Below are 21,341 nucleotides of genomic sequence, written 5' to 3' on the forward strand. Positions count from 1 at the left end.
CCATGTATATTCACTAGTCGGTATACATGAGAGATGGCGAAAGCAGAGAAATCGACCCGGGACCTGATCGTCGCAGCGGCGGAAAAGCTGTTTTATGCCGAGGGCATCCGCGCCGTCAGCGTCGATGCGGTGGCGGAAGCCGCGGGCGTGACCAAACGCACGCTCTACTATCATTTCGACAGCAAGGACGAGTTGATCGCCGCCTATCTCGAAGGCCGCGACCAGCCCAATCTGAAACTCTTCCGCAAGTGGTTCGACGCGGGCGACGGGGACATTGCCGACAAGGTCGAGGCGATCTTCGTCAACCTGGCGCGGGCGGCGCGCCATCCGAAATGGAAGGGCTGTGGCTTCCTGCGCACCTCCGCCGAGCTTGCCAACATGCCCGGTCATCCGGCGATCCGCATCGGTGCCGCCCACAAGAAGAAGTTCGAGGCCTGGATTGCCGAGACCTTTACCGAAGCCGGTGTCGCCGAGCCGGCCGTGCTGGCAAAGCAGATCCTGCTGCTGCTCGACGGCAGTTTCGCGGTCGTGCTGCTGCACCGGGATCCAAACTACATGGAGGTGGCGGGCAAGGCTGCGGCGACGCTTGTGCGGGTGGCGCTTGCCGGAGCAAACCCGAAGGCGCCATCGGAACATGCGGCGGCTTCATTCTGAAGCGAGGCGATTTCTGCTTTCAATCGGCTGCCGTTGGCGGGCAGTATGGGCTGTATCGTTATCAGCCGAACAACCAGTAAGCGTCGATGCTGCCGCGTTGCGGCGCGTCGAAGGGAGCAGAATTCCATGACAGTCAAGCGTATCGTCTCAAACCTCTACGCCCCGGACCCGCAAGTGGCGCGCGCCTTCTACGGCGACCTGCTTGAACTCGACGTGGTGATGGATCACGGCTGGATCCTGACCTTTGCCGCCGAGGGCAAGGCCGCGATGCCACAGGTGAGCATCGCCAGCGAGGGCGGCAACGATACGCCGGTGCCGGTGCTTTCGATCGAGGTGGACGATGTCGACCGGGCCTATCAGCGAGCCAAGGCCGCCGGTGTCGAGATCGTCTACGACATCACCAACGAGCCCTGGGGCGTGCGCCGTTTCTACATGCGCGACCCGTTCGGCAATATCGTCAACATCCTGGCGCACTGAGCAATTCCAGGAAAAGTGCGCAGCGGTTTTCCGTCCGGAATTGCGCCAGCCAAGCGAGCGAATTCCAGGAAAAGTGCGAAGCGGTTCTCCGTCCGGAATTGCGCCAGCCAAGCGAGCGAATTCCAGGAAAAGTGCGCAGCGGTTTTCCGTCCGGAATTGCGTCCTTGCAAACTCGCGAAGGATGCCGCCGGCTGGACCGGCGGCCTCTTGCATCAGGCGAGCGACAGCGCGTTTGAAAGATCGGCCACGAGGTCGTCGGGATGCTCGATACCGATCGACAGGCGGATGGTCGATTCCAGCACGCCGATGCGGTGGCGCACCTCGATCGGCACGCCGGAATGGGTCATCGCCGCCGGGTGGCTGGCGAGCGATTCCGTGCCGCCGAGGCTGACGGCGAGCTTGAAGATCTGCAGCGCATTGAGGAAGCGGAAGGCCGCCTCCTGGCCGCCAGCGATATCGAAGGAGAAGGTCGAGCCAGCGCCGGTGCACTGCGTCTTGAAAGTGCGGCCGACCGGCGTGTCCTCGCCGTGGAAGGGCAGGTAGTGGATACGCTCGACCTTCGGGTGGTCGTGCAGGAATTCGGCGACGATGCGGGCATTGTCGTCGGCCTTCTGCATGCGCACCGCCAGCGTTTCGAGCGAACGGCCGAGCATCCAGCAGGAATGCGGATCGAGCTGCGTGCCGATCGCACCGCGTAGCGCCTTCACCTGCTTCATCACCGCCTTAGAGCCGAGCGCGGCGCCGGCGATCAGGTCGGAGTGACCACCGACATACTTGGTCAGCGAATAGAGCGAGATGTCGGCGCCGTGCTCGATCGGCCGCTGGAAGACGGGCCCAAGCAGCGTGTTGTCGCAGGCGACGATCGGGGTATGGCCCTGCTTCCTGCCGATCGCATCGGCAACGCGGCGGATCATGGCGACGTCGACGAGGCTATTGGTCGGGTTCGCCGGCGTCTCGATCAGGATCACCGAGACCCGGCCCTTGGCCATCGCCTCTTCTGCGGCGGCGCTGACGGCCGCCTCGTTCACGCCATCGGCAAAACCGACGGCGGAAACGCCGAGATTGAGGAAGGTGCGGGCAAGCAGCGTCTCGGTGCCGCCATAGAGCGGCTGGCTGTGCAGCACCGCGTCGCCCGGCTTGACGAAGGCGAGCAGCGTCGTGGCGATCGCCGACATGCCCGACGAGAACAGTGCGCAGCTTTCGGTGCGCTCGTAGACGGCGAGACGGTCTTCGACGATCTCGCTGTTCGGGTGGTTGAAGCGCGAATAGACGAGGCCGGCGCCGACACCCGCCGGCGGTTCCTTCCGGCCGGAGACAAAGTCGAAGAAGTCGCGGCCCTCTTCGGCGGAGCGGAAGACGAAGGTGGAGGTCAGAAAGACCGGAGGTTTGACCGCGCCCTCCGACAGTTCCGGATCGTAGCCATAGTTCAGCATCTGCGTTTCAGGATGCAGCTTGTGGTTTCCGATGTGGGTTTTGGAGGGATGCGGTGCGGTCATGGCTTGTCTCCTCAAGCGAAGCGGACTCGACTGACAGGCAAATTATATCAGATGCTTGGACCGATCCTTGCTATTTCCGGCGGGATCGCCTTGAGTTGTGCAAAGATTTGGCTGAGTTGAGAAGATATGGCGCAGAAAATTGCCGACGAGACGGATCGCAGGATTTTGAAGGAACTGGTGGCGGATGCCCGCCTGACCAACAACGAGCTCGCCGAGCGGGTGGGGCTCTCGGCGTCGCCCTGTCTGCGTCGGCTACGGCGGCTGGAAGAGACCGGGGTCATCCGCGGCTATACGGCTTTGGTCGATCCCGCAGTCGACGGCTGGACGACGACGGCGATTGCGACCGTCACGCTCAGCCGCCAGCACGAAGACGAGATCGTCATGTTCGAAGAGGCGGTGCGCGGCTGGGACGAGGTGCTCGAATGCCATCTGGTGACCGGCTCGCGCGACTACGTGCTGAAGGTGATGAGCGCCGGCCTCGATCAGTACGAGCGTTTCATCAAGGAGAAGATCGCAAGGCTCAAATGCGTCGCCTCGATCGAGACGAGTTTCGTGATGAACACGATCAAGGAGCGGCGAGTCTAGCGCCAACCCCTCCATAAGCCTCTGAAGCGGTTCGATAATCGTCCATCCGGCTTTGAAACCATTAGGGATGCCCTAGATTCGAGTTAGGAGGGCGTCCCACACGCTCGGCGGGCGCCTTACTCTCTCGGAGAGAGACGATGGATTTCGCAACAGCGCTCGATGCCGCCGCTTCCTGGCTGCAGACGGTCTTTTTGAACGAGTGGACCTATTATCAGCTCGCCATCATCGTAGCCGGCTACCTGGTCTGCGGCGCACTGGCGAAGCGAATAGAGCCGCGGGTCGAAGCCCGAGCCCGTCTGATCAAGGGCAATCCGGATCTCTTGCGGGTCATCATCGCCTTCATGCGGCGGCTGCGGTGGCTGTTTCTGATCGTCTGGCTCTGGATTGCCGACGGCATGATCCTGCGCTTTGGCTGGCCGTCCTATCGCTGGTTGGTGGCGACCGCGCTGACGCTGACGGCGGCGTGGTTCGTCATCTCGGTGCTCACACGCATCATCCGCAACCAGATGCTGGCGCGCGTCACCGCCGTCGTCGGCTGGATCTATTTTGCGCTCTATGCGGTCGGGCTCGACCGGGTGATCCTGACGACACTTGATGGCGTTGCCATCAATCTCGGTGCGGTTCGCCTGTCGCTGCTGCTCGTCCTGAAGGCCATCGTGCTCTCCGCCGCGCTGATCTGGCTTGCCGTTTTGATCGGCAATGTCTCGTCGCACTGGATCCAGCGGTCAGCGGACCTGACACCCTCCTTCAAGGTGCTGATCAGCAAGCTGGTCAAGATTGCACTGATTGGCTTTGCCGGCGCAATCGCGCTATCGGCCACCGGCATCGACCTGACGGCGCTGACGGTTTTCTCCGGGGCGGTCGGTGTCGGCATCGGTTTCGGTCTGCAGAAGGTGGTTTCCAACTTCATCTCCGGTATCATCATCCTGCTCGACAAATCCATCAAGCCGGGCGACACGATCACGCTCGGCGATACCTTCGGGTCCGTGCGCGACCTGCGCTCCCGCTTCGTCTCCGTCATCACCCGGGACGGCAAGGAATACCTCATTCCAAATGAGGACTTCATTTCGCAGCAGGTGGTGAACTGGTCGTTCTCCAGCGACTTCGTCCGCATCGAGGTCGATTTCGGCACCTCCTATGACAGCGACCCGCACGAGGTGGCGCGCATCGCCATCGAGACCGCCGCATCGCTGCCGCGGGTGGCGAGCAGCTACGCCCAGCCGGTGTGCTGGATGACGGGTTTCGGCGCCTCGTCGCTCGATTTCAAGCTGAGGTTCTGGATTTCCGATCCGAGCAACGGGCTCACCAACATTCGCGGGCAGGTGCTGATGGCGCTCTGGGATGCGTTCAAGGCGGCGGGCATTTCGATCCCGTTCCCGCACCGTGAAATCATCATGAAGACGCCGGTCGAGGTCACCCGGGTTTAGGGGCCGAAGTGCCCGTCGACCGGTTCGCGTCAGGGTGTCTTGCGGTTGTGGCGATTGACTGGACACGCCGGGGAAGCGACATTGCCGGCGCCGGAACAGCCCGCAGTTGTTCCGGTGACCGTGCCAGCATCAGTGGGGACCCGACGCCATGGACCATCTTCAACAGACGCCGCTGTCGAGGTTGCCGATGCCGCGTTTTCTCTCGACGCTGCTGGCATCGTTCTCGACCACGGGGCTCATCGTCGGCGTCTTCTTCTTTGCCATGTCGCTGACGCCGAGCCTCATCCCGCGGCCCTATGTGGTGCAGGCGGTGATTTCGGGCCTGTCGCTTTCCGCCGGCTATGCGATCGGCGTACTGTTGCGCTGGCTGTGGTCCTTGCTCGACCTGCCGGAGATCCGCGGCCGCACAGGCCTTACGGTGAAGGTGCTAGCGGCGCTCGGCTGCACCGCGGTTGCGCTCGCCTTCCTCTGGCGCGCCGCCTACTGGCAGAACACGGTGCGGCAGATCATGGGGCTCGACCCGGTCGAAAGTGCTGAGCCGTTCAAGCTCGGGCTGATCGCGGCACTCGTGTTTGTCGCCATCGTGCTCATCGCGCGCCTGTTCCGCTTGACCTTCCGGTTTCTGACCCGCCGCTTCGAGCATGTGTTGACCCGGCCGCTGGCAAAGGTCGCAGCCGTCGTTGCCGCCGTTGCGCTGTTCTGGTCCGCCGTTGACGGCGTCATCTTCCGCTTCGCGCTGCATGCGGCCGACAGCTCGTTCCAGCGGTTGGACGCGCTGATCGATCCGGATGTCGCGCCGCCGACCGATCCGTTGAAGACCGGCAGCAACGCGTCGCTGATGACGTGGGACGAACTCGGCCGCCAGGGGCGCCAGTTCATCGCTTCCGGTCCGGCGGCGAAGGACATCGCCGGCTTCTTCGGCGGAGAGGCAAAAGAGCCATTGCGCGTCTATGCCGGCCTCAATTCGGCCGAGACCGCCAAGGAGCGGGCGAAGCTCGCGCTGGAGGAATTGAAGCGCGTCGGCGGCTTCGAGCGCACGAACCTTCTGATCGTGGTGCCGACCGGCACCGGCTGGATCGATCCGCCGGGCCTCGATTCGCTCGAATATCTGTTGAAGGGCGACGTCGCCAGCGTCGCGGTGCAGTATTCCTATCTCACGAGCTGGCTGTCGGTGCTGGTCGAGCCGGAATATGGCGCGGAGACGGCCGATGCGCTCTTCGATGCGGTCTATGGCTACTGGACGACGTTGCCGAAGGACAGAAGGCCGAAGCTCTATCTCTATGGCCTCAGCCTCGGCTCGATGAACTCGCAAGGTTCGGTCGATCCCTTCGATATCATCAGCGATCCGTTCCAGGGCGCGCTCTGGGTCGGCTCGCCGTTCCCGACCAAGACCTGGCTGCAGATCACCCGAAACCGCAATCCGGGCTCGCCGGAATGGCGGCCGCTTTATCGCGACGGCTCGGTGATCCGTTTCACCAATCAGGAGAATGCGCTGAACATCCCGGGCGCGACCTGGGGCAATGTCCGCATCGTCTATCTGCAATATGCCAGTGATCCGATCACCTTCTTCGATCCATACTCCTTCTACCGCGAGCCCGACTGGATGAAGGCGCCGCGCGGTGCCGACGTCTCTCCTGCGCTCAGATGGTTCCCCGTCGTCACCATGTTTCAGTTGCTTGCCGACATGGCGCTCGCGACGACCTCGCCGATCGGCTACGGCCATGTCTATGCGCCGGAGCACTATATCGACGCGTGGATGCAGGTGATGGCACCGGCTGATGTCAGCGAGGCGGACGCCGAGCGGCTGAAGGCGCTGCTCAAGGGTCGCTACTGAGCCTGCTTGTCGCCGGACCGCTCGCCACGCAGGTGCGCGGCGATCTGGTTGGCGAAGGCCTGGATCAGCGGCTCCTCCGCCTTTTCCGTCGGGCAGAGCAGATAGTAGCCGGCCGAGGCCGGTATCGCCGTCGGGAAGGGCTGGATCAGGCGTCCTTCGTAGAGATAGGAGCGTGTCAGCACGTCGGAGACGAGCGCGATGCCCTGGCCCTGTAGCGCCGAGGCGACGGCGATCGCGACCGATTGCACCCGCACGCTCCGGCTGCCTTCGAGCGAGATGCGCGAGGCGGCCGACCAGCGCGTCCATTCCCGGCCGTCATCCTCATGCAGCAGCGTGACGTCGCGCAGCTTCCGCTCGCGCAGCGGGCCCTCGAGCCGGGGGAAGAGGAGCGGCGAGCAGACCGTCCTGAGCTTCACGTCGCTGACTGCCTGCCACCACAGGCCGTCGAAGGGCGGATTGTCGTAGACGACGGCGAGATCGACATCGTCCCAGACGACGTCGCTGGCGCGGATGCAATTGCGCATCGAAAGATCGGTGACGCCGCGCGCACCCGCGAACTGTACGAGGAGGCCGGCCATCCAGGCAATCGCGAGCGCCGGGGGCAGGCCGACCGTCAGCTTGCGCTGGTGGCTTTCGAGCCGTCGGTCGGTGCCGTCCTCGACGGCGGCGGCAAGGTTGCCGACCGCGTGGGAAACCGTCTGCGCGAACTCGCGGCCGGCGGCCGTAAGCTTGATGTTGCGGCCGGATTTTTCAAGCAGCGTCAGGCCGGTCGTCTCCGAGAGCCGGCGCAGCTGCAGCGACACGGCGCCGGGACTCAAGCCCAGCTCATCCGCCGCCTGGCGCACGGAACCGATGCGTGCGACCGCCTCGAACGCCCGGATGTAGGGCAGGAAATGCAACGCCTTCACGTGAGCCCTCCCGCTCTGATCGCGCCCCTCACGGCGTGAAATCGTTTAGCCAGACTGCACAATATCAAGCATAAAAAATCGCTATTCCCAATCGATTTTTGCTCCTATGAATCTGACCGGAGAGAGGGAGGACTACGATGATCGAGGCACAACCGTTTGATTTTCCTTATGATGGAAAGCTGGTTCCGGCGCAGACGGCGCTGATGGTGATCGATCTGCAGATCGACTTCTGCTCGCCCAACGGTTACTTCGCCTCGATGGGCTACGATCCGGCGCCGCTGGCCGCGATCGTGCCCGCGGTCAACCGGGTGATTGCGGCGGCACGGCAAGCCGGCTGCCTGATCATCCACACGCGCCAGGGCTACCGCGCCGATCTCGCCGACATGACGCCTTACGAGAAATGGCGGCGCAAGCGCTCCGGACTTGAGAACACGCAGGTGCTTTTGCGTTCCAGCCCCGGCTTCCAGTTGCTCCCGGAACTCGATGTCGCCGAGACCGACGTCATCATCGACAAGACCTGCAACAGTTCCTTCACCTATACGGATCTCGAGCATGTCTTGAGATCCCAGGGCATCACCCACATGCTCTTTACCGGCTGCACCACGGACGTTTGTGTGCATACGACGCTGCGCGAAGCCTGCGACCGCAATTTCCAGTGCCTGACGATTTCAGACTGCTGCGCCAGCGGCGAGCAGTGGGCGCATGAGGCGGCGATCAACATGATCTCGATCGAGAACGGCATCTTCGGCACGGTCTCGACCAGTGATGCCGTTATTGCCGGACTGGCCAAGGCCGCCGCCCGCTAGCGCTCTGGCACCGCGCAATTCCGGGCGAAAAGCCGCTTCACGCTTCTCCTGGAATTGCTCCAGGCGCGGTCCTCACATTTCCAAAGCCTTTTGCCAACCGTTCAACGGAATGATGCCCTATGCAACGATACATCTCGCTGATGCGACTGACCTCGAAGGGACTGGCCGAGCTTGCCGATAGTGGCAGCCGGCGCAAGGTGAGCGAGGATCGGGTCGCAGCGCTCGGCGGCCGCTCGGTCGCCTTCTATGCCACGCTCGGGACCTATGACTTCGTCCAGGTTTTCGAGATGCCGGACAATGCGTCGATGATGCAATACGTGCTGACGGCGCGGCGCGACGGCTTTGTGGATCCGCTCATCCTTCCTGCCTTCGACAGCCAGACCTATGGCGACATCGTCGGCCGCGTTTCACCAGCACAATGAGGGGAATGAAGATGATCAGACTGGCATCCTGCGCAACCCTTCTGACGACCGCCGTGCTTTCGGCCGGCGCCGCACAGGCCGAGCCGCCGGCTTTCGCCGCCGATGGAGAGGTTGGCGTGTGCACCACCGCGGCCTTTCCTCCGCTTTCGTTCAAGGAACATCCGGCCGATGCGAAGCCGACCGGCATCGACATCGAGATCGCCGAAGCGCTGGCCGCGCAATGGAATGCGAAGGTGAACTACACCGTCACCGAATTCGCCGGCCTCTTGCCGACGCTCGGGGCAGGGCGCTGCGACGTCATCGTCAGCGGCATCTACATCAACGCCAAGCGGCGCGAGACCTATGACGGCGTGCCCTACATGAAATCGGCGACCGCCATGGTCACCAAAGCGGGCAGCGATACGATCAAGGCGCCGGAGGATCTCAGCGGCAAGGTCATCGCGCTCGAAGCCGGCGCCTACTACAAGGAAGAGCGGATCGGGCCCTTAAACGAGGCGCTCACGGCCAAGGGCCTGCCGCCGGTCGATGTGCAGGAATACCCGACCCAGCAGGCCGCCTACCAGCAGGTGCTCGTCGGCCGCGTCGATGCGACCGTAACGGAAGAGGCGGAGGGCGCCTATCGCGCGTCGCGCTCCGACGGCGCGCTCACGCTCCCCTATATCTGGGCATCGGATTTCAAATACGGCATCTACAGCCGCCGTGACGGTGGCGATGCAGCCGCGGTGAAGGCAGGGCTGAAGGCGCTCAAGGAGAAGGGCTTCTTCGGCGATCTCGCCAGGAAATACGGGCTCGATCCGGCGCTCTTCGACGTCGACTACGACTCCTGAGCGAAAGGAGACGGGGCATGAACTTCGATACGAAACTGTTTTTCGATGCCCTGACCATGCCCGTCATGTTGCAGGGGGCGGGCATCGCCATCCTGCTGTCGATCCTGGTGCAGGCGGCGTCGTTCCTGCTCTGCCTGCCGCTGGCCGTCGCGCTCAATTCGATGGCGGCGGTCAGGCGCACAGCGGCGCAGGTCTATGTCTGGTTGTTTCGCTCGGCGCCGCTGATCCTCGTGCTCCTGATCGTCTGGAACGGCGCACCGCAGCTCTTTCCGGGGCTCACGCGGGCGCCCTGGTACACGCCCTTCGTCGCTGCCTTCATCGCGTTTACGCTGGTGACGGCCGCCTACATGGCGGAGGCGATGCGCGGGGCGCTTGCGGCGATCGGCCAGGGGCAGACGGATGCCGCCCGCGCGCTCGGGCTCAATCGCTGGCAGACCTTCTTTCTGGTGGTTCTGCCGCAGGCGCTGCGCATCGTCATGCCGGTGCTGGTCAACGAATTCATCAACCTGATCAAGCTGACCTCGCTTGCCTATGTAATCTCGATGCGCGAGATCATGGCGGTCGTCAACGACGCGATCGCCTCCAGCTTCCGCTTCGTCGAGTGGTATTCGGCAGCGCTGGTCTACTATCTCGCGATCGTTTCGATCCTGATGTTTCTGCAGCGGCTGATCCAGCGGCGCATGGCTTAACCCGCTTCCGAATTCGGCACCGGCAGCGTTGCGAGCAGATCGGCCATGGCGGCGATGATCTTGCGGTGCTGGTGGGCGTGGCGGGTGCGCAGGCTGGTGGCGGCATAGACCGTCTGTGGGATGACGGGCGCGTCGTGGACGCGCGCGGCAAATCCATCGTCCGCCAGCCGCTCGGCCGTCGCTGCCGTCACGTAGGCCGATCCGCCGAGTGTGTGAAGCAGCCGGGTGATCGCCATGTTCTGGCCGGCGGCAAGCAGCGCTGCGGAGAGATGCGGCAGCGCCAGCCGGTGGGCGCGATCGAAGCCTGGCGAATAGCTTGAGCGGATGTAGCTCTCGGAGCGGATCTCGGCGAGCATCTGCGCCTCCGTGCTCACCATCACGTAATGCAGATCGCCGATCCTTTCGTAATAGAGATCGGGCAGGTAGTGGGGCGTGTAGAGGATCGCCAGATCCAGGTCGCCAGCGCCGAGATCGCGGTTCATCTGGTTGGAGTAGTCCGCCTCCATATAGATCTCGATGCCGGGCAGCTCCCGGCGGATCGTTGCCATCCATTCCCCGGCAAAGGCTTCCGCCAGATCATGCTGGACACCAAGCCGCATGGAGCGCTCCAGCGCGCCGGCATTGGTGACCGCGCGTGTGGCCTCATGCCATTGGTTTTGCAGGGCTTTTGCGTAATCTAGAAAGCGCAGGCCGGCGGCCGTCGGCACGGTGCCGCCCTTGTTGCGGGTAAAGAGCTTGCGGTTGAACTGCGCTTCCAGTGCCTTCACCCGATGTGAGACGGTCGACTGGGTGAGATTCAGGCGCTCGGCGGTGCGGTTGAAGGAGCGGCTCTCCATCAGGTCCAGGAAGGTTTCGATCAGCTCCACCTGCATGCCGTTCTCTCCCGCTGCAATCGCTCCAATCTAATCGAAAACATCGATCAATAAAGCCTGTTTCCGTTGCTTGATGGCGCCCGGCTTCACCGGCAAGAATTCGCCAAAACGAGGGAACAGTTGATGTCGAATTTGCCGTCGCACGCACGCGTCGTGATCATCGGTGGGGGAGCGATCGGGGCTTCCTCGCTTTACCATCTCGCCAAGGCCGGCTGGACCGACTGCGTGCTTCTGGAAAAGAACGAGCTGACGGCGGGCTCCACCTGGCATGCCGCCGGCAACGTGCCGACTTTCTCGTCCTCCTGGTCGATCATGAACATGCAGCGCTATTCGGCGTCGCTCTATCGTGACCTCGGCGCGCTCGTCGATTACCCGATGAACTATCACGTGACCGGCTCGATCCGGCTCGGCCACTCCAAGGAGCGGCTGCAGGAGTTCAAACGCGTCGTCGGCATGGGGCGCTACCAGGGCATGGATCTCGATATCCTGTCGCCCGACGAGATGCGCGCCCGCTATCCCTTCCTCGAAACCCACGAGCTGACCGGCGCGCTCTATGATCCCTATGACGGCGACATCGACCCGGCGCAGCTGACCCAGGCGCTCGCCAAGGGCGCGCGCGACATGGGCGCCAAGATCATCCGCTTCTGTCCCGTCACGGCGGCACGCCGCGAAAACGACGAATGGGTGATTTCGACGCCGCAGGGCGAGATCCGCTGCGAATACGTCGTCAACGCCGCCGGCTATTATGCCCGCGAGGTCGGCAAGATGTTCGGCCGCGACGTGCCGATGATGGTGATGAGCCATCAGTATATCCTGTTCGACGAGATCCCGGAGCTTGCCGCCTGGTCGAAGGAGGCGGGCCACAAGCTGCCGCTGCTTCGTGACGTCGACAGCTCCTACTATCTGCGCCAGGAAAAGAACGGCATGAACCTCGGGCCCTACGAGCGCAACTGTCGCGCCCACTGGGTAACGCCCGACGACCCGATGCCGGAAGACTTTTCGTTCCAGCTCTTTCCGGACGATCTCGACCGGCTGGAATGGTACCTGAACGACGCCGTCGAGCGCGTGCCGATCCTCGGCACCGCCGGTCTATCGCGCATCATCAATGGCCCAATCCCCTATGCACCCGACGGCAACCCGCTGATCGGGCCGATGCCCGGCGTGCCCAATGCCTTCGAGGCCTGCGTCTTCACTTTCGGTATCTGCCAGGCGGGTGGCGCCGGCAAGGTGCTCGCCGAATGGATCACCGAGGGCCAGACCGAGTGGGACATGTGGTCCTGCGATCCGCGCCGCTACACCGACTACACCGACCAGGATTATTGCATCGCCAAGGGCATGGAGATCTACGGCCACGAATACGCGATGCACTTTCCGAAGCATTACTGGCCAGCCGGGCGCGGCAAGAAGTTATCGCCGATCCACGATCGCATCGCCGCACTCGGCGCCCAGTTCAAGCCCTATAACGGCTGGGAGCGTGCGATGTGGTACGCCAAACCAGGCGATGACACCTCGGAAGAGGCGACGCAGACCTGGGGCCGCGAAGGGCCTTGGGCCAAGCGCATCGAAGAAGAGTGCCTGGCCGTGCGCGATGCCGCCGGCATTCTCGACCTGCCGGGCTTCTCGCGCTTCCGGGTAAAGGGCGAGGGCGCGACCGCATGGCTCTCCGGCCTCATCACCGGCCGCGTGCCGAAGCCTGGGCGCATCGGTCTTGCCTATTTCGCCGACGACAAGGGCCGGATCGTAACCGAGATGTCGGTGATGATGCTCGACGAAGACTTCTTCTTCCTCATCACCGCCGCAACCGCGCAGTGGCACGATTTCGAATGGCTGATGAAGCACCGGCCGGCCGACGCCGCCTTCACCATCGACGACGTCACCAAGTCCTTCTCCTGCCAGATCCTGACCGGGCCGAAGTCGCGCGCGATCCTCGCCGAGGTCAGCGAAGCGGATCTCGCCAAGGGCTGGCTCACGCACCAGACGGCGCAGATCGCCGGGCGCTATTGCCAGCTCGTGCGCGTCTCCTTCGCCGGTGAACTCGGTTGGGAGATCCATACCAAGGTGGAGGATACGGCCGCCATCTTCGACGCCGTCTGGGCGGCCGGTCAGAAGCATGGCCTCAAACCCTTCGGCATGGAAGCGCTCGACAGTCTGCGCATCGAGAAGGGCTATCGCGCCTGGAAGGGCGATCTGTCGACCGACTACACCATCCTGCAGGGTGGGCTGGAGCGCTTCGTCGACTGGGGCAAGCCCGGCTTCAAGGGCAAGGCGGCGCTGGAGCGTGAAAAGCAGCAGGGCGTCAGCAAGCGCTTCGTCACGCTGACGGTCGCCGCCGACGGCTGCGACGCGCCCTATATGTCGACGCTCTGGTCCGACGGCCAGGTTGTCGGCGAGACGACCTCGGGCAACTGGGGCTACCGCGTCGGCAAGTCGATCGCGCTCGGCATGCTGCGCGCCGACCTTGCCGTGCCCGGCAAGGAAATCGAGGTCGAGATCTTCGGCGATCGCTTCAAGGCGACGGTCGAGGCGGACCAACCGCTCTGGGATCCCTCCAATGAAAGACTGCGCGCATGAGCAAGCCCATTCCCTCGAAAGCCCGCGCAGTCATCATCGGTGGCGGCGTCTCCGGCTGTTCCGTCGCCTATCACCTCGCCAAGCTCGGCTGGACCGATGTGGTTCTGCTTGAGCGCAAGCAGCTGACCTCCGGTACCACCTGGCATGCGGCCGGCCTGATCGGTCAGCTTCGCGCCTCGCAGAACATGACGCGGCTCGCGAAATACTCGGCCGACCTCTACGTCAAGCTCGAGGCCGAAACCGGCATTTCCACCGGCATGCGCCAGAACGGCTCGATCACCGTGGCACTGACGGAGGAGCGCAAGGAGGAGATCTATCGCCAGGCGTCGCTGGCGCGTGCCTTCAATGTCGACGTGCGCGAGATCACGCCTGACGAAGTGAAGGCGATGTATCCGCACCTCAACACCTCGGATGTGAAGGCGGCGGTGCATCTGCCGCTCGATGGCCAGTGCGACCCGGCCAATATCGCCATGGCGCTCGCCAAGGGTGCCCGCCAGAACGGCGCGACGATCATCGAGGGTGTCAAGGTGACCTCTGTCCTGAAGAAGGACGGCCGGGTCACCGGCGTCACCTGCGAGCAGAACGGCGAGAGCTACACGATCGAGACCGATCATGTCGTCAACTGCGCTGGTATGTGGGGCAGGGAGTTTGCGCGGCAATCGGGCGTCACGGTGCCGCTGCACGCCTGCGAGCATTTCTACATCGTCACCGAGGCGATTCCGGAGCTGAAGCGCCTGCCGGTTCTGCGCGTGCCGGACGAGTGCACCTACTACAAGGAAGATGCCGGCAAGATGCTGATCGGGGCCTTCGAGCTCAAGGCCAAGCCCTGGGGAATGGACGGCATCCGCGAGGATTTCTGCTTCGACCAGTTGCCGGACGATTTCGACCACTTCGCGCCGATCCTCGAAATGGCGGTCAACCGCATGCCGATGCTGGAAACGGCTGGGATCCATACCTTCTTCAACGGCCCGGAAAGCTTTACGCCCGACGACCGCTACTATCTCGGCGAAGCGCCTGAGGTGAAGGGATACTGGGTCGCGGCCGGCTACAATTCGATCGGCATCGTTTCCTCGGGCGGCGCCGGCATGGCGCTCGCCCAATGGATGAATGACGGCGAGCCGCCCTTCGATCTCTGGGAGGTGGATATCCGCCGGGCGCAGCCGTTCCAGAAGAACCGCGCGTATTTGAAAGACCGCGTCTCGGAAACGCTCGGCCTGCTCTACGCCGACCATTTCCCCTATCGCCAGATGGCGACCGCGCGCGGGGTGCGCCGTTCGCCGCTGCACGAGCATCTGAAAGCTCGCGGCGCTGTCTTCGGTGAAGTCGCCGGATGGGAACGCGCCAACTGGTTTGCGAAGGAAGGCCAGGAGCGCGAGTACCGCTATTCATGGAAGCGGCAGAACTGGTTCGAGAACCAGAGGGACGAGCATCTTGCGGTGCGAAACGGCGTCGGCCTGTTCGACATGACCTCCTTCGGCAAGATCCGGGTCGAAGGGCGCGATGCGCTTTCCTTCCTGCAGCGGCTCTGCGCCAACGAGATGAACGTCGAGCCCGGCCGGATCGTCTATACCCAGATGCTCAACGCCCGCGGCGGCATCGAGAGCGACCTGACGGTGACGCGGCTGTCGGAAACCGCCTTCCTGCTGGTCGTGCCCGGCGCCACGCTCCAGCGCGACCTCGCCTGGCTGCGCAAGCATCTGACGGACGAGTTCGTGGTGATCACCGATGTCGGCGCTGGCGAAAGCGTGCTCTGCGTCATGGGGCCGAAGGCGCGTGAGCTCATGCAGAAGGTGAGCCCGAACGATTTTTCCAACGCGGGGCATCCGTTCGGCACGGCGCGCGAGATCGAGGTCGGCATGGGCCTCGCCCGCGCCCACCGCGTCACCTATGTCGGCGAGCTCGGCTGGGAGCTCTATGTCTCGACCGACCAGACGGCGCATGTGTTCGAGGCGCTGGAGGCGGCGGGGCAGGACCTGGGCCTCAAGCTCTGCGGCATCCACACACTGGATAGCTGCCGCATCGAAAAGGCCTTCCGCCATTTCGGCCACGACATCACCGACGAAGATCATGTGCTCGAAGCCGGGCTCGGCTTTGCGGTCAAGGCCGACAAGGGCGATTTCATCGGCCGCGAGGCGGTGCTTGCCAAGCACAATCGCGGGCTTTCGCGCCGGCTGGTGCAGTTCCGGCTCGCAGATCCAGAGCCGCTGCTCTTCCACAACGAGGCGATCGTTCGCGACGGCAAGATCGTCGGCACGATCACGTCAGGCAATTACGGCCACCACCTCGGCGGTGCCATCGGGCTTGGCTACGTGCCTTCGGAAGGCGAGAGCGCAGAGGAGGTGCTCGGATCAAGCTTCGAGATCGAGATCGCCGGAACGCGGGTGAAGGCGGAGGTGTCGTTGAAGCCGATGTACGACCCGCGGGCGGAGCGGGTGCGGATGTAGGCAGGCGTTTGGGTGGCGTGCCTGGCGCTTGAGACAGCCCCTAACCGCGGCTGATGGGCGGCATAGAGAGCATACGCGTGCCGGATCGCGGGTTTCCGGTCTTCTTTCTGGAGTTCAGTCCATGCTCGCATCGGAGCTTAAGGATACGACAGTTGCGGGCGACCGCATCGATCAGCTGGTCGCCGGCCATCGTCCGGGCCATGGGCTTGCCCGCGCCTTCTACCTCGACCCGGAGATCTATGAACGGGACCTCGAGCGGGTTTTTCGGCGTCACTGGCATTGCGTCGCCCATGAAAGCGCGATCCCCAACGCCAATGATTTCGAGGTCTTCCGCATGGCCTCCGAGCAGGTGATCGTCACCCGTACGGCAAGCGGCGAGATCCATGCGATGCTCAATGTCTGCCGTCATCGCGGGGCCGAGGTCTGCACCAAGGACAAGGGCAATGCCCGTGCCTTCGTCTGTCCCTACCATGCCTGGACCTATGGCAATGATGGCGCGCTGAAGGCGGCGCGGCTGATGCCCAAGGACTTCAAACGTGAGGACCACGGCCTGAAGAAGCTCAACGTGCGTGTCGTCGAAGGACTGATCTTCATCTCCTTTGCCGCCGAGCCGCTTGATTTCTCCGAAGTCGAGCGCCTGTTGCATGCGACCTGCGGCCAGTATGGCTGGGGATCGGCGAAGATCGCCCATCGTCAGAGCTATGCGATCGACGCAAACTGGAAGCTTGCGGTCGAAAACTATGTCGAGTGCTACCATTGCGGGCCGGCGCATCCGGAGTATTCCGAAACCCATGCGCTGGAACAGCCGCTGCACCTGATCGAGGAACTGAACGCCAGGATGGAGGCGCGTACCTGCGCGCTCGGGATCGAGGTCGCCTCCGGCAATCACTGGCAGAATTCCACCGGCGGCAAGGAGACCATCCATGCCTTCCGCTACGCGCTCTATGATGGCGTCCAGACCGGCAGCAAGGACGGACAGGCGCTGAGCACGCTGATGGGCCGCTTCACCGATTTCGACGGCGGCGTCACCTCGATCCATCTGGGTGGCACCACCTTCCTCGTCTGCTATCCGGACCACGGCATGATCTACCGCTTCATCCCAAAGACGGCCGAAACCTCGGAGATGGAGCTGATCTGGCTCGTCGACGGCAAGGCCGAGGAGGGGCGCGACTACGATCTGGAAAAGCTCACCTGGCTCTGGAAGGTGACGACCGACGAGGACAAGGCGATCATCGAGCACACGTCGCGCGGCGTGCGTTCGCACTACTTTGTGCCAGGCCCAATCGCGCCGATGGAGCAGAACGAGCTGCGCTACATCAACTGGTATCTCGACGAGATCAGCCGGCCGGCCTGAGCGGCAAGCTGCAGGCAAATCGCGTCGCCGGTGCAAGCGTGCCGGCGACGCATTTCGTTTGCCTAGTCCCGCCGGTTGAAATGCGTCCTCAGCGCCACATGCGTCTGCACCGTCGCGACGCCCGGGATGATCGATATCTGGCGGCGGATGGTGTCGAGATCGCCGTTGGAGGCGCACTCGACCAGCACCATCAGGTCGGTGGCGCCGGCGAGCGACCAGCAGGTGACGATCGGCGGCATGGCCGAGAGATGCGGCACGATATGGTCGCAGTTCTTGCCGGGCTGGAAGGTGATCGCGATCAGCGATTTGACGGTCGGGCTCTGGTCTTCGATGCCGAGGCGGATGGTGTAGCCGGCAATCACGCCCTTCGATTCCAGCCGTCGCAGCCGGTCATGGGCCGCGCTGCGCGAAAGACCGCTGTGGCGGGCCAGTGCCACCAGGCTCTGGCGCGAATCCCGCCTGAGCGCTGCCAAAAGCAGGCGATCCTTTTCATCGATTTCCGTCAAAACGTCGCCTCCTTGTCGCCATTTCCGGACATATGTCCGGTCAGGCGTCATCATGTCCAGTGAAATCGGACGATAGGCAAGATAGCGTCTCCCTACAACCAAGGAGCCTTGCCATGCCCAAAATGAGTGTCCCCGACAACGCCGTGCTGCTGCCGATCGACATGCAGCAGGCCTTTGACAGCGCCCCCTGGCCGCGTCGCTGGAATGAGGCGGTCGACAGCAACGGCCTTGCGCTTCTTGCCGCCTGGCGGGCAAGCGGCCGACCAGTCATTCACGTGCGCCACGACAGCGTCATGCCCGGCTCGACGCTTTCCCTCGGCGCGCCCGGCAACGGCTTCCGGCCGGGCTTCGGACCGATGGGAGACGAGGCACTCGTCACCAAGGGCGTCAACGCCGCCTTTATCGGTACCGACCTCGACTTGCGCCTGCGTCGTCTCGGCGTCGAGACGGTCGTCGCCTTCGGCATTTCTACCGACATGTGCGTCTCGACCTCGGTGCGCGTCGGCGCCAATCTCGGCTACCGCATGATCCTCGTCGAGGATGCCTGCGATTGTTTCGACCAGCCGGACGGCGAAGGCGGAGTGATCTCGGCGCGCGAAATCCACCGCGCCCACGTGGCGACCTTGCGCGCGGAATTTGCCGAGGTGTTGTCGACGGCGAAGCTCGTCGAGGCGTTGCAGCGACCGGCAGCGGCTTGACGGTCGGGCGCGGGCAGACGGGGCTACCGTTCAGGTGCTTCCGCTCCGGCGCCGCCGACTACCGGTTGGCGCCGCGGACTTCCTGGATCTCGGTCGTCCATTTCGGCGCCGTCAGGCTTTCGCCCTCGCGGTTGGGGAAGGTGAGGAAGGTTTCGAACGAACGGCTCTGGCCCGCCGGCACGCGGGCGAGGATGAGTGCGGTGTCGTTGCCGATCGTCTCGCAATTGCCGTCAGGGCAGTTTTCGAGCGTTACCGCGAGGCGGAAATATTCGAGCAGTTGCGGCCCTTTGTTCGTCACCGTGCCGCGCAGCCGGAAGCTTCTCTCCGGCTGGCTCTGTTCGAAGGTCAGGCCTTCGAGGGCAACGTCGGCGGCCGCGAGGCCGGCCGGTTGGGTCGTCTCAACGGGCGGCGGCGCGGCCGGCGTGCGACCGTCGCGGTCGGCAAACCAGATGATGAAGGCGACGAGCAGGCCGAGCGCCACGGCGACGGAGAGGATCGGTTCGGCCCAATGACGAAAGCGGCTGAAGCGCGCTGCCAGATACACGACGACAAGACCCAGCGGTAACGCGATCAACCATAGCATCAAGATCCTCCTCAACCCCGCATCATTCCTTGGTCCGGAATCGACGCAACAGAGAAATCGTGCAGCCGATCAACGCGTTACAGCGACGCTCGCCTTTTGGAACGGCGCGCTACACCACCTGGCCTTTATATAGGGTGGGCGCCGACTGGCAACACGCCGGGGCGTCGGACGAAAGGAAGCACCCTGACGAATTGGTGAACACGCGTGACGATACCGTGTGGGTCCGCGCTCGCGTGTGCAGGACGTCTCCCTATCTGGCGGGTGTCAGGTCCACCCAGTAGGTGCCCTCGAAGGGCACCGCGGCGAAGCGGGCGTTGATCTCGGCAAGGCTCTTCTGCGGATCGAGATCGCCGAACAGATCCGGCCGGATCCAGGTGGCGAAGGCTTCGGCGGCGACGATGTTGAGCGGGATCGCATTGAAGAAGTTCCAGAGACCGTGCACACGCTTTTCCTCGACGGCGCGGATGGTCTTCAGCGCCGGCGCCTCGATGGTGCGGGACAGCGTCTCGCGCGCTTCGTCTTCGCTGACGCCGGGGCCGATCGAGAGCGTGCCGTATTTGCCGCCGGGCGAGGAGGTGGCGATATAGATTTCCGGATTGGCGGCCATGATCGCCTCGGCGTTGACGGTGCCGCCCGGCCGCGGCAGAACGCCTTCGGCAAAGTTGCGGCCGCCGGCCACCGTCAGGAATTCTCCGAGACCGCCGGTGCCATAGGCCCAGCAACAGCGGTCGGGTTGGGGGAAGGCGTCCATCAGCACCAGCGGGCGCGGTTCCGGCTTGGCGGCGATGCGGTCGCGGATCAGCTTGAGCTTGTCCTCGTAGAACCGGGCGAAAGCTTCTGCCTGTTCGTCCCGTTCGAGGATGCGGCCGAGCAGACGCATCATGCGCGGCGTGCCGGTCAGCGCGTCGTTGTTGAAATCGACCACCACCACGGGCACGCCGATGCCGGTCAGATACTCGATGGCGCGCCTGCCGGACTCGGTGTCGGACTGCCAGTTATTGAGCAGCGCGAGATCGGCCTTCACCGTCAGCAGCGTCTCGAAGGAGAGGCCCGGGCCGGTGCCATCGTCGATCTGCGGCACGTCGGCGATATCAGGAAACTTACGCCGGAAGCTCTCGTAGATCTCGGGGTTGTCGGTCTTCATGTCGCCGGACCAGGCCGCAAGCAGGCTGACGGGATCGGGATGGATGAGCGACAGGGCGACGAGATTGAAGCCGCTTCCAAGCAGGATCGCCTTCGGCTTTGCCGGTATCGTCACCTCGCGGCCGACCGCATCGGTGATGGTCATCGGCCAGTTGCTTTCGGCGCGGGCGGAGACAGCAAAGAGCAGGGCGGTGATGAAAACGAGCGTCAGCCGCAGGGCGGCCGGGAAGAGGAAGCGGGAAGACAAAACCTATTGGTTCCTTTGGCTTGGGAGGGCGCAGAGGCTGCCGCAGCTCGGGACGCCGGGCAGCAGATAGCGCAGGCAGCAGATCTTGCGCCGGCAGACACGGGCGCCATCTTCCTCCTCGTGCCGCAGGCAATCGAAGAAGGGATTGGGTGTGCCGTCCGGCAGGGACTTGCTGCCGATCAGCGCGTCGGCCTGCGCGTTCAGCGGCTCGATGCCGGAGGCGCGTAGCGCATAGTCGATATAGACGAGCGCATTGTTCCAGGCGAGCTTCGGGGCGATGCCGCCGACGGAGTTGAGATAGCTGACGACCTCACGCAGATGCCCCTGCATCAGGGGGGCAAGCGTGGCGAAAACGTCGCTATCGTCCGCTTTCTGCCAGTCGCCCGGTGTGGCGACACCGAAGGTTCGCGGCAGGCCATCCTCGGCGAGCGCCACCTTCATCTGATCGAAGGCGACGGGCAGTACCTGATGGTCAAGCACGCGCGCGACGAGATAGGGAATGGTGAGGCTCGAAAAATAGTAGAGCGACCACATGGAGGCGACGGCACGGCGGTCGCTGGCGCCGGATTTCTCCGTGTAGATATCGAGCGCGCGGTCGAAGGCGCCGGAGGCAAAGAAGTCCGGCAGCGCCATGCCGTCGGAAAGCTCGTCCGAGAGCACCATCTTCTCATTGCACCAGGCATGGGTGCCGGCAAAGGCGGCCGACAGCGCTTTGGGGCCGCCTGTCGCGACGACCGGTTCGGACACGGCCGCCGTCAAGACGTCACCCGCGCGCGGGTAAGCCCGATCGGAAATGGA

General features: G+C 63.8%; 20 protein-coding genes. 13 read left to right on the forward strand and 7 right to left on the reverse strand.

What is annotated here, in order from left to right; all coding sequences use genetic code 11:
* The first annotated feature begins 33 nt into the window (after positions 1–33).
* The gene (locus IB272_RS05685; protein ID WP_060515859.1) at positions 34–654 is read left to right on the forward strand and encodes a TetR/AcrR family transcriptional regulator; all 621 of its coding nucleotides are present in this window, start codon (positions 34–36) and stop codon (positions 652–654) included.
* Between the two features lie 126 nt (positions 655–780).
* Positions 781–1,131: a VOC family protein gene (locus IB272_RS05690; RefSeq protein ID WP_034792008.1), complete on the forward strand. Its 351-nt coding sequence runs from the start codon at positions 781–783 to the stop codon at positions 1,129–1,131.
* A 212-nt stretch (positions 1,132–1,343) separates the two neighbouring features.
* On the opposite strand, the gene IB272_RS05695 is transcribed toward IB272_RS05690, so the two are convergent.
* On the reverse strand, positions 1,344–2,627 hold the full coding sequence (locus IB272_RS05695) for a cystathionine gamma-synthase family protein (RefSeq protein ID WP_034792023.1): 1,284 nt from the start codon (positions 2,625–2,627) through the stop codon (positions 1,344–1,346).
* Between the two features lie 126 nt (positions 2,628–2,753).
* Here IB272_RS05695 and IB272_RS05700 point away from each other — a divergent pair, with 126 nt between their 5' ends.
* From IB272_RS05700 to IB272_RS05710, 3 genes are all read left to right on the forward strand, one after another.
* Positions 2,754–3,212 carry an Lrp/AsnC family transcriptional regulator gene (locus tag IB272_RS05700; protein ID WP_192444233.1) on the forward strand — a complete coding sequence of 153 codons (459 nt, stop codon included), beginning with the start codon at positions 2,754–2,756 and terminating at the stop codon, positions 3,210–3,212.
* Between the two features lie 137 nt (positions 3,213–3,349).
* Positions 3,350–4,639 carry a mechanosensitive ion channel domain-containing protein gene (locus IB272_RS05705; RefSeq protein ID WP_060515860.1) on the forward strand — a complete coding sequence of 430 codons (1,290 nt, stop codon included), beginning with the start codon at positions 3,350–3,352 and terminating at the stop codon, positions 4,637–4,639.
* Between the two features lie 148 nt (positions 4,640–4,787).
* Positions 4,788–6,473, forward strand: coding sequence for an alpha/beta-hydrolase family protein (locus IB272_RS05710; protein WP_192444234.1), 1,686 nt, complete (start codon positions 4,788–4,790; stop codon positions 6,471–6,473).
* Here IB272_RS05710 and IB272_RS05715 read toward each other — a convergent pair.
* A complete protein-coding gene (locus IB272_RS05715) occupies positions 6,467–7,381 on the reverse strand; it encodes a LysR substrate-binding domain-containing protein (RefSeq protein WP_060582599.1) in 915 nt (304 codons plus the stop codon). The two genes, IB272_RS05710 and IB272_RS05715, sit on opposite strands and share 7 nt — an antisense overlap.
* Positions 7,382–7,518: 137 nt before the next feature.
* Between IB272_RS05715 and IB272_RS05720 the strand changes: the two genes are divergently transcribed.
* The 4 genes from IB272_RS05720 to IB272_RS05735 all read left to right on the forward strand — a co-directional run bounded on the left by IB272_RS05720 (position 7,519) and on the right by IB272_RS05735 (position 10,125).
* The gene (locus IB272_RS05720) at positions 7,519–8,187 is read left to right on the forward strand and encodes an isochorismatase family cysteine hydrolase (protein ID WP_060582600.1); all 669 of its coding nucleotides are present in this window, start codon (positions 7,519–7,521) and stop codon (positions 8,185–8,187) included.
* Positions 8,188–8,306: 119 nt separating this feature from the next.
* Positions 8,307–8,609 carry a GYD domain-containing protein gene (locus IB272_RS05725; protein WP_034792064.1) on the forward strand — a complete coding sequence of 101 codons (303 nt, stop codon included), beginning with the start codon at positions 8,307–8,309 and terminating at the stop codon, positions 8,607–8,609.
* A gap of 11 nt (positions 8,610–8,620) precedes the next feature.
* A complete protein-coding gene (locus IB272_RS05730) occupies positions 8,621–9,436 on the forward strand; it encodes a transporter substrate-binding domain-containing protein (protein ID WP_162732994.1) in 816 nt (271 codons plus the stop codon).
* Between the two features lie 17 nt (positions 9,437–9,453).
* Entirely contained in the window at positions 9,454–10,125 is a 672-nt protein-coding gene (locus tag IB272_RS05735) for an amino acid ABC transporter permease (protein ID WP_034792072.1), read from the forward strand.
* Here IB272_RS05735 and IB272_RS05740 read toward each other — a convergent pair.
* On the reverse strand, positions 10,122–10,997 hold the full coding sequence (locus IB272_RS05740) for a LysR family transcriptional regulator (protein WP_060582602.1): 876 nt from the start codon (positions 10,995–10,997) through the stop codon (positions 10,122–10,124). The genes IB272_RS05735 and IB272_RS05740 overlap by 4 nt on opposite strands.
* A 123-nt stretch (positions 10,998–11,120) precedes the next feature.
* Here IB272_RS05740 and IB272_RS05745 point away from each other — a divergent pair, with 123 nt between their 5' ends.
* From IB272_RS05745 to IB272_RS05755, 3 genes are all read left to right on the forward strand, one after another.
* Positions 11,121–13,568, forward strand: a complete 2,448-nt coding sequence (locus tag IB272_RS05745) for an FAD-dependent oxidoreductase (protein WP_060582603.1) — start codon at positions 11,121–11,123, stop codon at positions 13,566–13,568.
* The gene (locus IB272_RS05750) at positions 13,565–16,012 is read left to right on the forward strand and encodes an FAD-dependent oxidoreductase (RefSeq protein WP_060582604.1); all 2,448 of its coding nucleotides are present in this window, start codon (positions 13,565–13,567) and stop codon (positions 16,010–16,012) included. The genes IB272_RS05745 and IB272_RS05750 overlap by 4 nt, the downstream gene beginning before the upstream one ends.
* 121 nt (positions 16,013–16,133) lie before the next feature.
* Complete coding sequence (locus tag IB272_RS05755) at positions 16,134–17,366, forward strand: aromatic ring-hydroxylating dioxygenase subunit alpha (RefSeq protein WP_060582605.1); 1,233 nt, start codon at positions 16,134–16,136, stop codon at positions 17,364–17,366.
* A gap of 62 nt (positions 17,367–17,428) precedes the next feature.
* Here the strand turns inward: IB272_RS05755 and IB272_RS05760 are convergent, their stop codons facing one another.
* On the reverse strand, positions 17,429–17,872 hold the full coding sequence (locus IB272_RS05760) for an Lrp/AsnC family transcriptional regulator (protein WP_246810316.1): 444 nt from the start codon (positions 17,870–17,872) through the stop codon (positions 17,429–17,431).
* 113 nt (positions 17,873–17,985) lie between these two features.
* On the opposite strand from IB272_RS05760, the gene IB272_RS05765 reads away from it, so the two are divergent.
* Entirely contained in the window at positions 17,986–18,570 is a 585-nt protein-coding gene (locus IB272_RS05765; protein ID WP_060582606.1) for a cysteine hydrolase family protein, read from the forward strand.
* A gap of 58 nt (positions 18,571–18,628) precedes the next feature.
* On the opposite strand, the gene IB272_RS05770 is transcribed toward IB272_RS05765, so the two are convergent.
* The 3 genes from IB272_RS05770 to fhuF all read right to left on the reverse strand — a co-directional run bounded on the left by IB272_RS05770 (position 18,629) and on the right by fhuF (position 21,206).
* A complete protein-coding gene (locus tag IB272_RS05770) occupies positions 18,629–19,153 on the reverse strand; it encodes a hypothetical protein (protein WP_060582607.1) in 525 nt (174 codons plus the stop codon).
* A 250-nt stretch (positions 19,154–19,403) separates the two neighbouring features.
* The gene (locus IB272_RS05775; RefSeq protein WP_060605779.1) at positions 19,404–20,513 is read right to left on the reverse strand and encodes an ABC transporter substrate-binding protein; all 1,110 of its coding nucleotides are present in this window, start codon (positions 20,511–20,513) and stop codon (positions 19,404–19,406) included.
* A gap of 33 nt (positions 20,514–20,546) precedes the next feature.
* On the reverse strand, positions 20,547–21,206 hold the full coding sequence (gene fhuF, locus IB272_RS05780; protein ID WP_192444361.1) for a siderophore-iron reductase FhuF: 660 nt from the start codon (positions 21,204–21,206) through the stop codon (positions 20,547–20,549).
* Positions 21,207–21,341 lie beyond the last annotated feature (135 nt).

This window comes from Ensifer sp. ENS08, assembly GCF_014852195.1.
GTDB classification, from domain to species: domain Bacteria; phylum Pseudomonadota; class Alphaproteobacteria; order Rhizobiales; family Rhizobiaceae; genus Ensifer; species Ensifer adhaerens.

What these genes read in the sequence shown, in the direction of transcription:
- IB272_RS05705 (WP_060515860.1), top strand. Translation starts at nt 3,350, where the DNA reads ATGGATTTCGCAACAGCGCTCGATGCCGCCGCTTCCTGGCTGCAGACG.
- IB272_RS05750 (WP_060582604.1), top strand. Translation starts at nt 13,565, where the DNA reads ATGAGCAAGCCCATTCCCTCGAAAGCCCGCGCAGTCATCATCGGTGGC.
- IB272_RS05710 (WP_192444234.1), top strand. Translation starts at nt 4,788, where the DNA reads ATGGACCATCTTCAACAGACGCCGCTGTCGAGGTTGCCGATGCCGCGT.
- IB272_RS05690 (WP_034792008.1), top strand. Translation starts at nt 781, where the DNA reads ATGACAGTCAAGCGTATCGTCTCAAACCTCTACGCCCCGGACCCGCAA.
- IB272_RS05740 (WP_060582602.1), bottom strand. Translation starts at nt 10,997, where the DNA reads ATGCAGGTGGAGCTGATCGAAACCTTCCTGGACCTGATGGAGAGCCGC.
- IB272_RS05700 (WP_192444233.1), top strand. Translation starts at nt 2,754, where the DNA reads ATGGCGCAGAAAATTGCCGACGAGACGGATCGCAGGATTTTGAAGGAA.
- fhuF (WP_192444361.1), bottom strand. Translation starts at nt 21,206, where the DNA reads ATGGTGCTCTCGGACGAGCTTTCCGACGGCATGGCGCTGCCGGACTTC.
- IB272_RS05770 (WP_060582607.1), bottom strand. Translation starts at nt 19,153, where the DNA reads ATGCTATGGTTGATCGCGTTACCGCTGGGTCTTGTCGTCGTGTATCTG.
- IB272_RS05720 (WP_060582600.1), top strand. Translation starts at nt 7,519, where the DNA reads ATGATCGAGGCACAACCGTTTGATTTTCCTTATGATGGAAAGCTGGTT.
- IB272_RS05765 (WP_060582606.1), top strand. Translation starts at nt 17,986, where the DNA reads ATGCCCAAAATGAGTGTCCCCGACAACGCCGTGCTGCTGCCGATCGAC.
- IB272_RS05695 (WP_034792023.1), bottom strand. Translation starts at nt 2,627, where the DNA reads ATGACCGCACCGCATCCCTCCAAAACCCACATCGGAAACCACAAGCTG.
- IB272_RS05735 (WP_034792072.1), top strand. Translation starts at nt 9,454, where the DNA reads ATGAACTTCGATACGAAACTGTTTTTCGATGCCCTGACCATGCCCGTC.
- IB272_RS05685 (WP_060515859.1), top strand. Translation starts at nt 34, where the DNA reads ATGGCGAAAGCAGAGAAATCGACCCGGGACCTGATCGTCGCAGCGGCG.
- IB272_RS05725 (WP_034792064.1), top strand. Translation starts at nt 8,307, where the DNA reads ATGCAACGATACATCTCGCTGATGCGACTGACCTCGAAGGGACTGGCC.
- IB272_RS05730 (WP_162732994.1), top strand. Translation starts at nt 8,621, where the DNA reads ATGATCAGACTGGCATCCTGCGCAACCCTTCTGACGACCGCCGTGCTT.
- IB272_RS05745 (WP_060582603.1), top strand. Translation starts at nt 11,121, where the DNA reads ATGTCGAATTTGCCGTCGCACGCACGCGTCGTGATCATCGGTGGGGGA.
- IB272_RS05755 (WP_060582605.1), top strand. Translation starts at nt 16,134, where the DNA reads ATGCTCGCATCGGAGCTTAAGGATACGACAGTTGCGGGCGACCGCATC.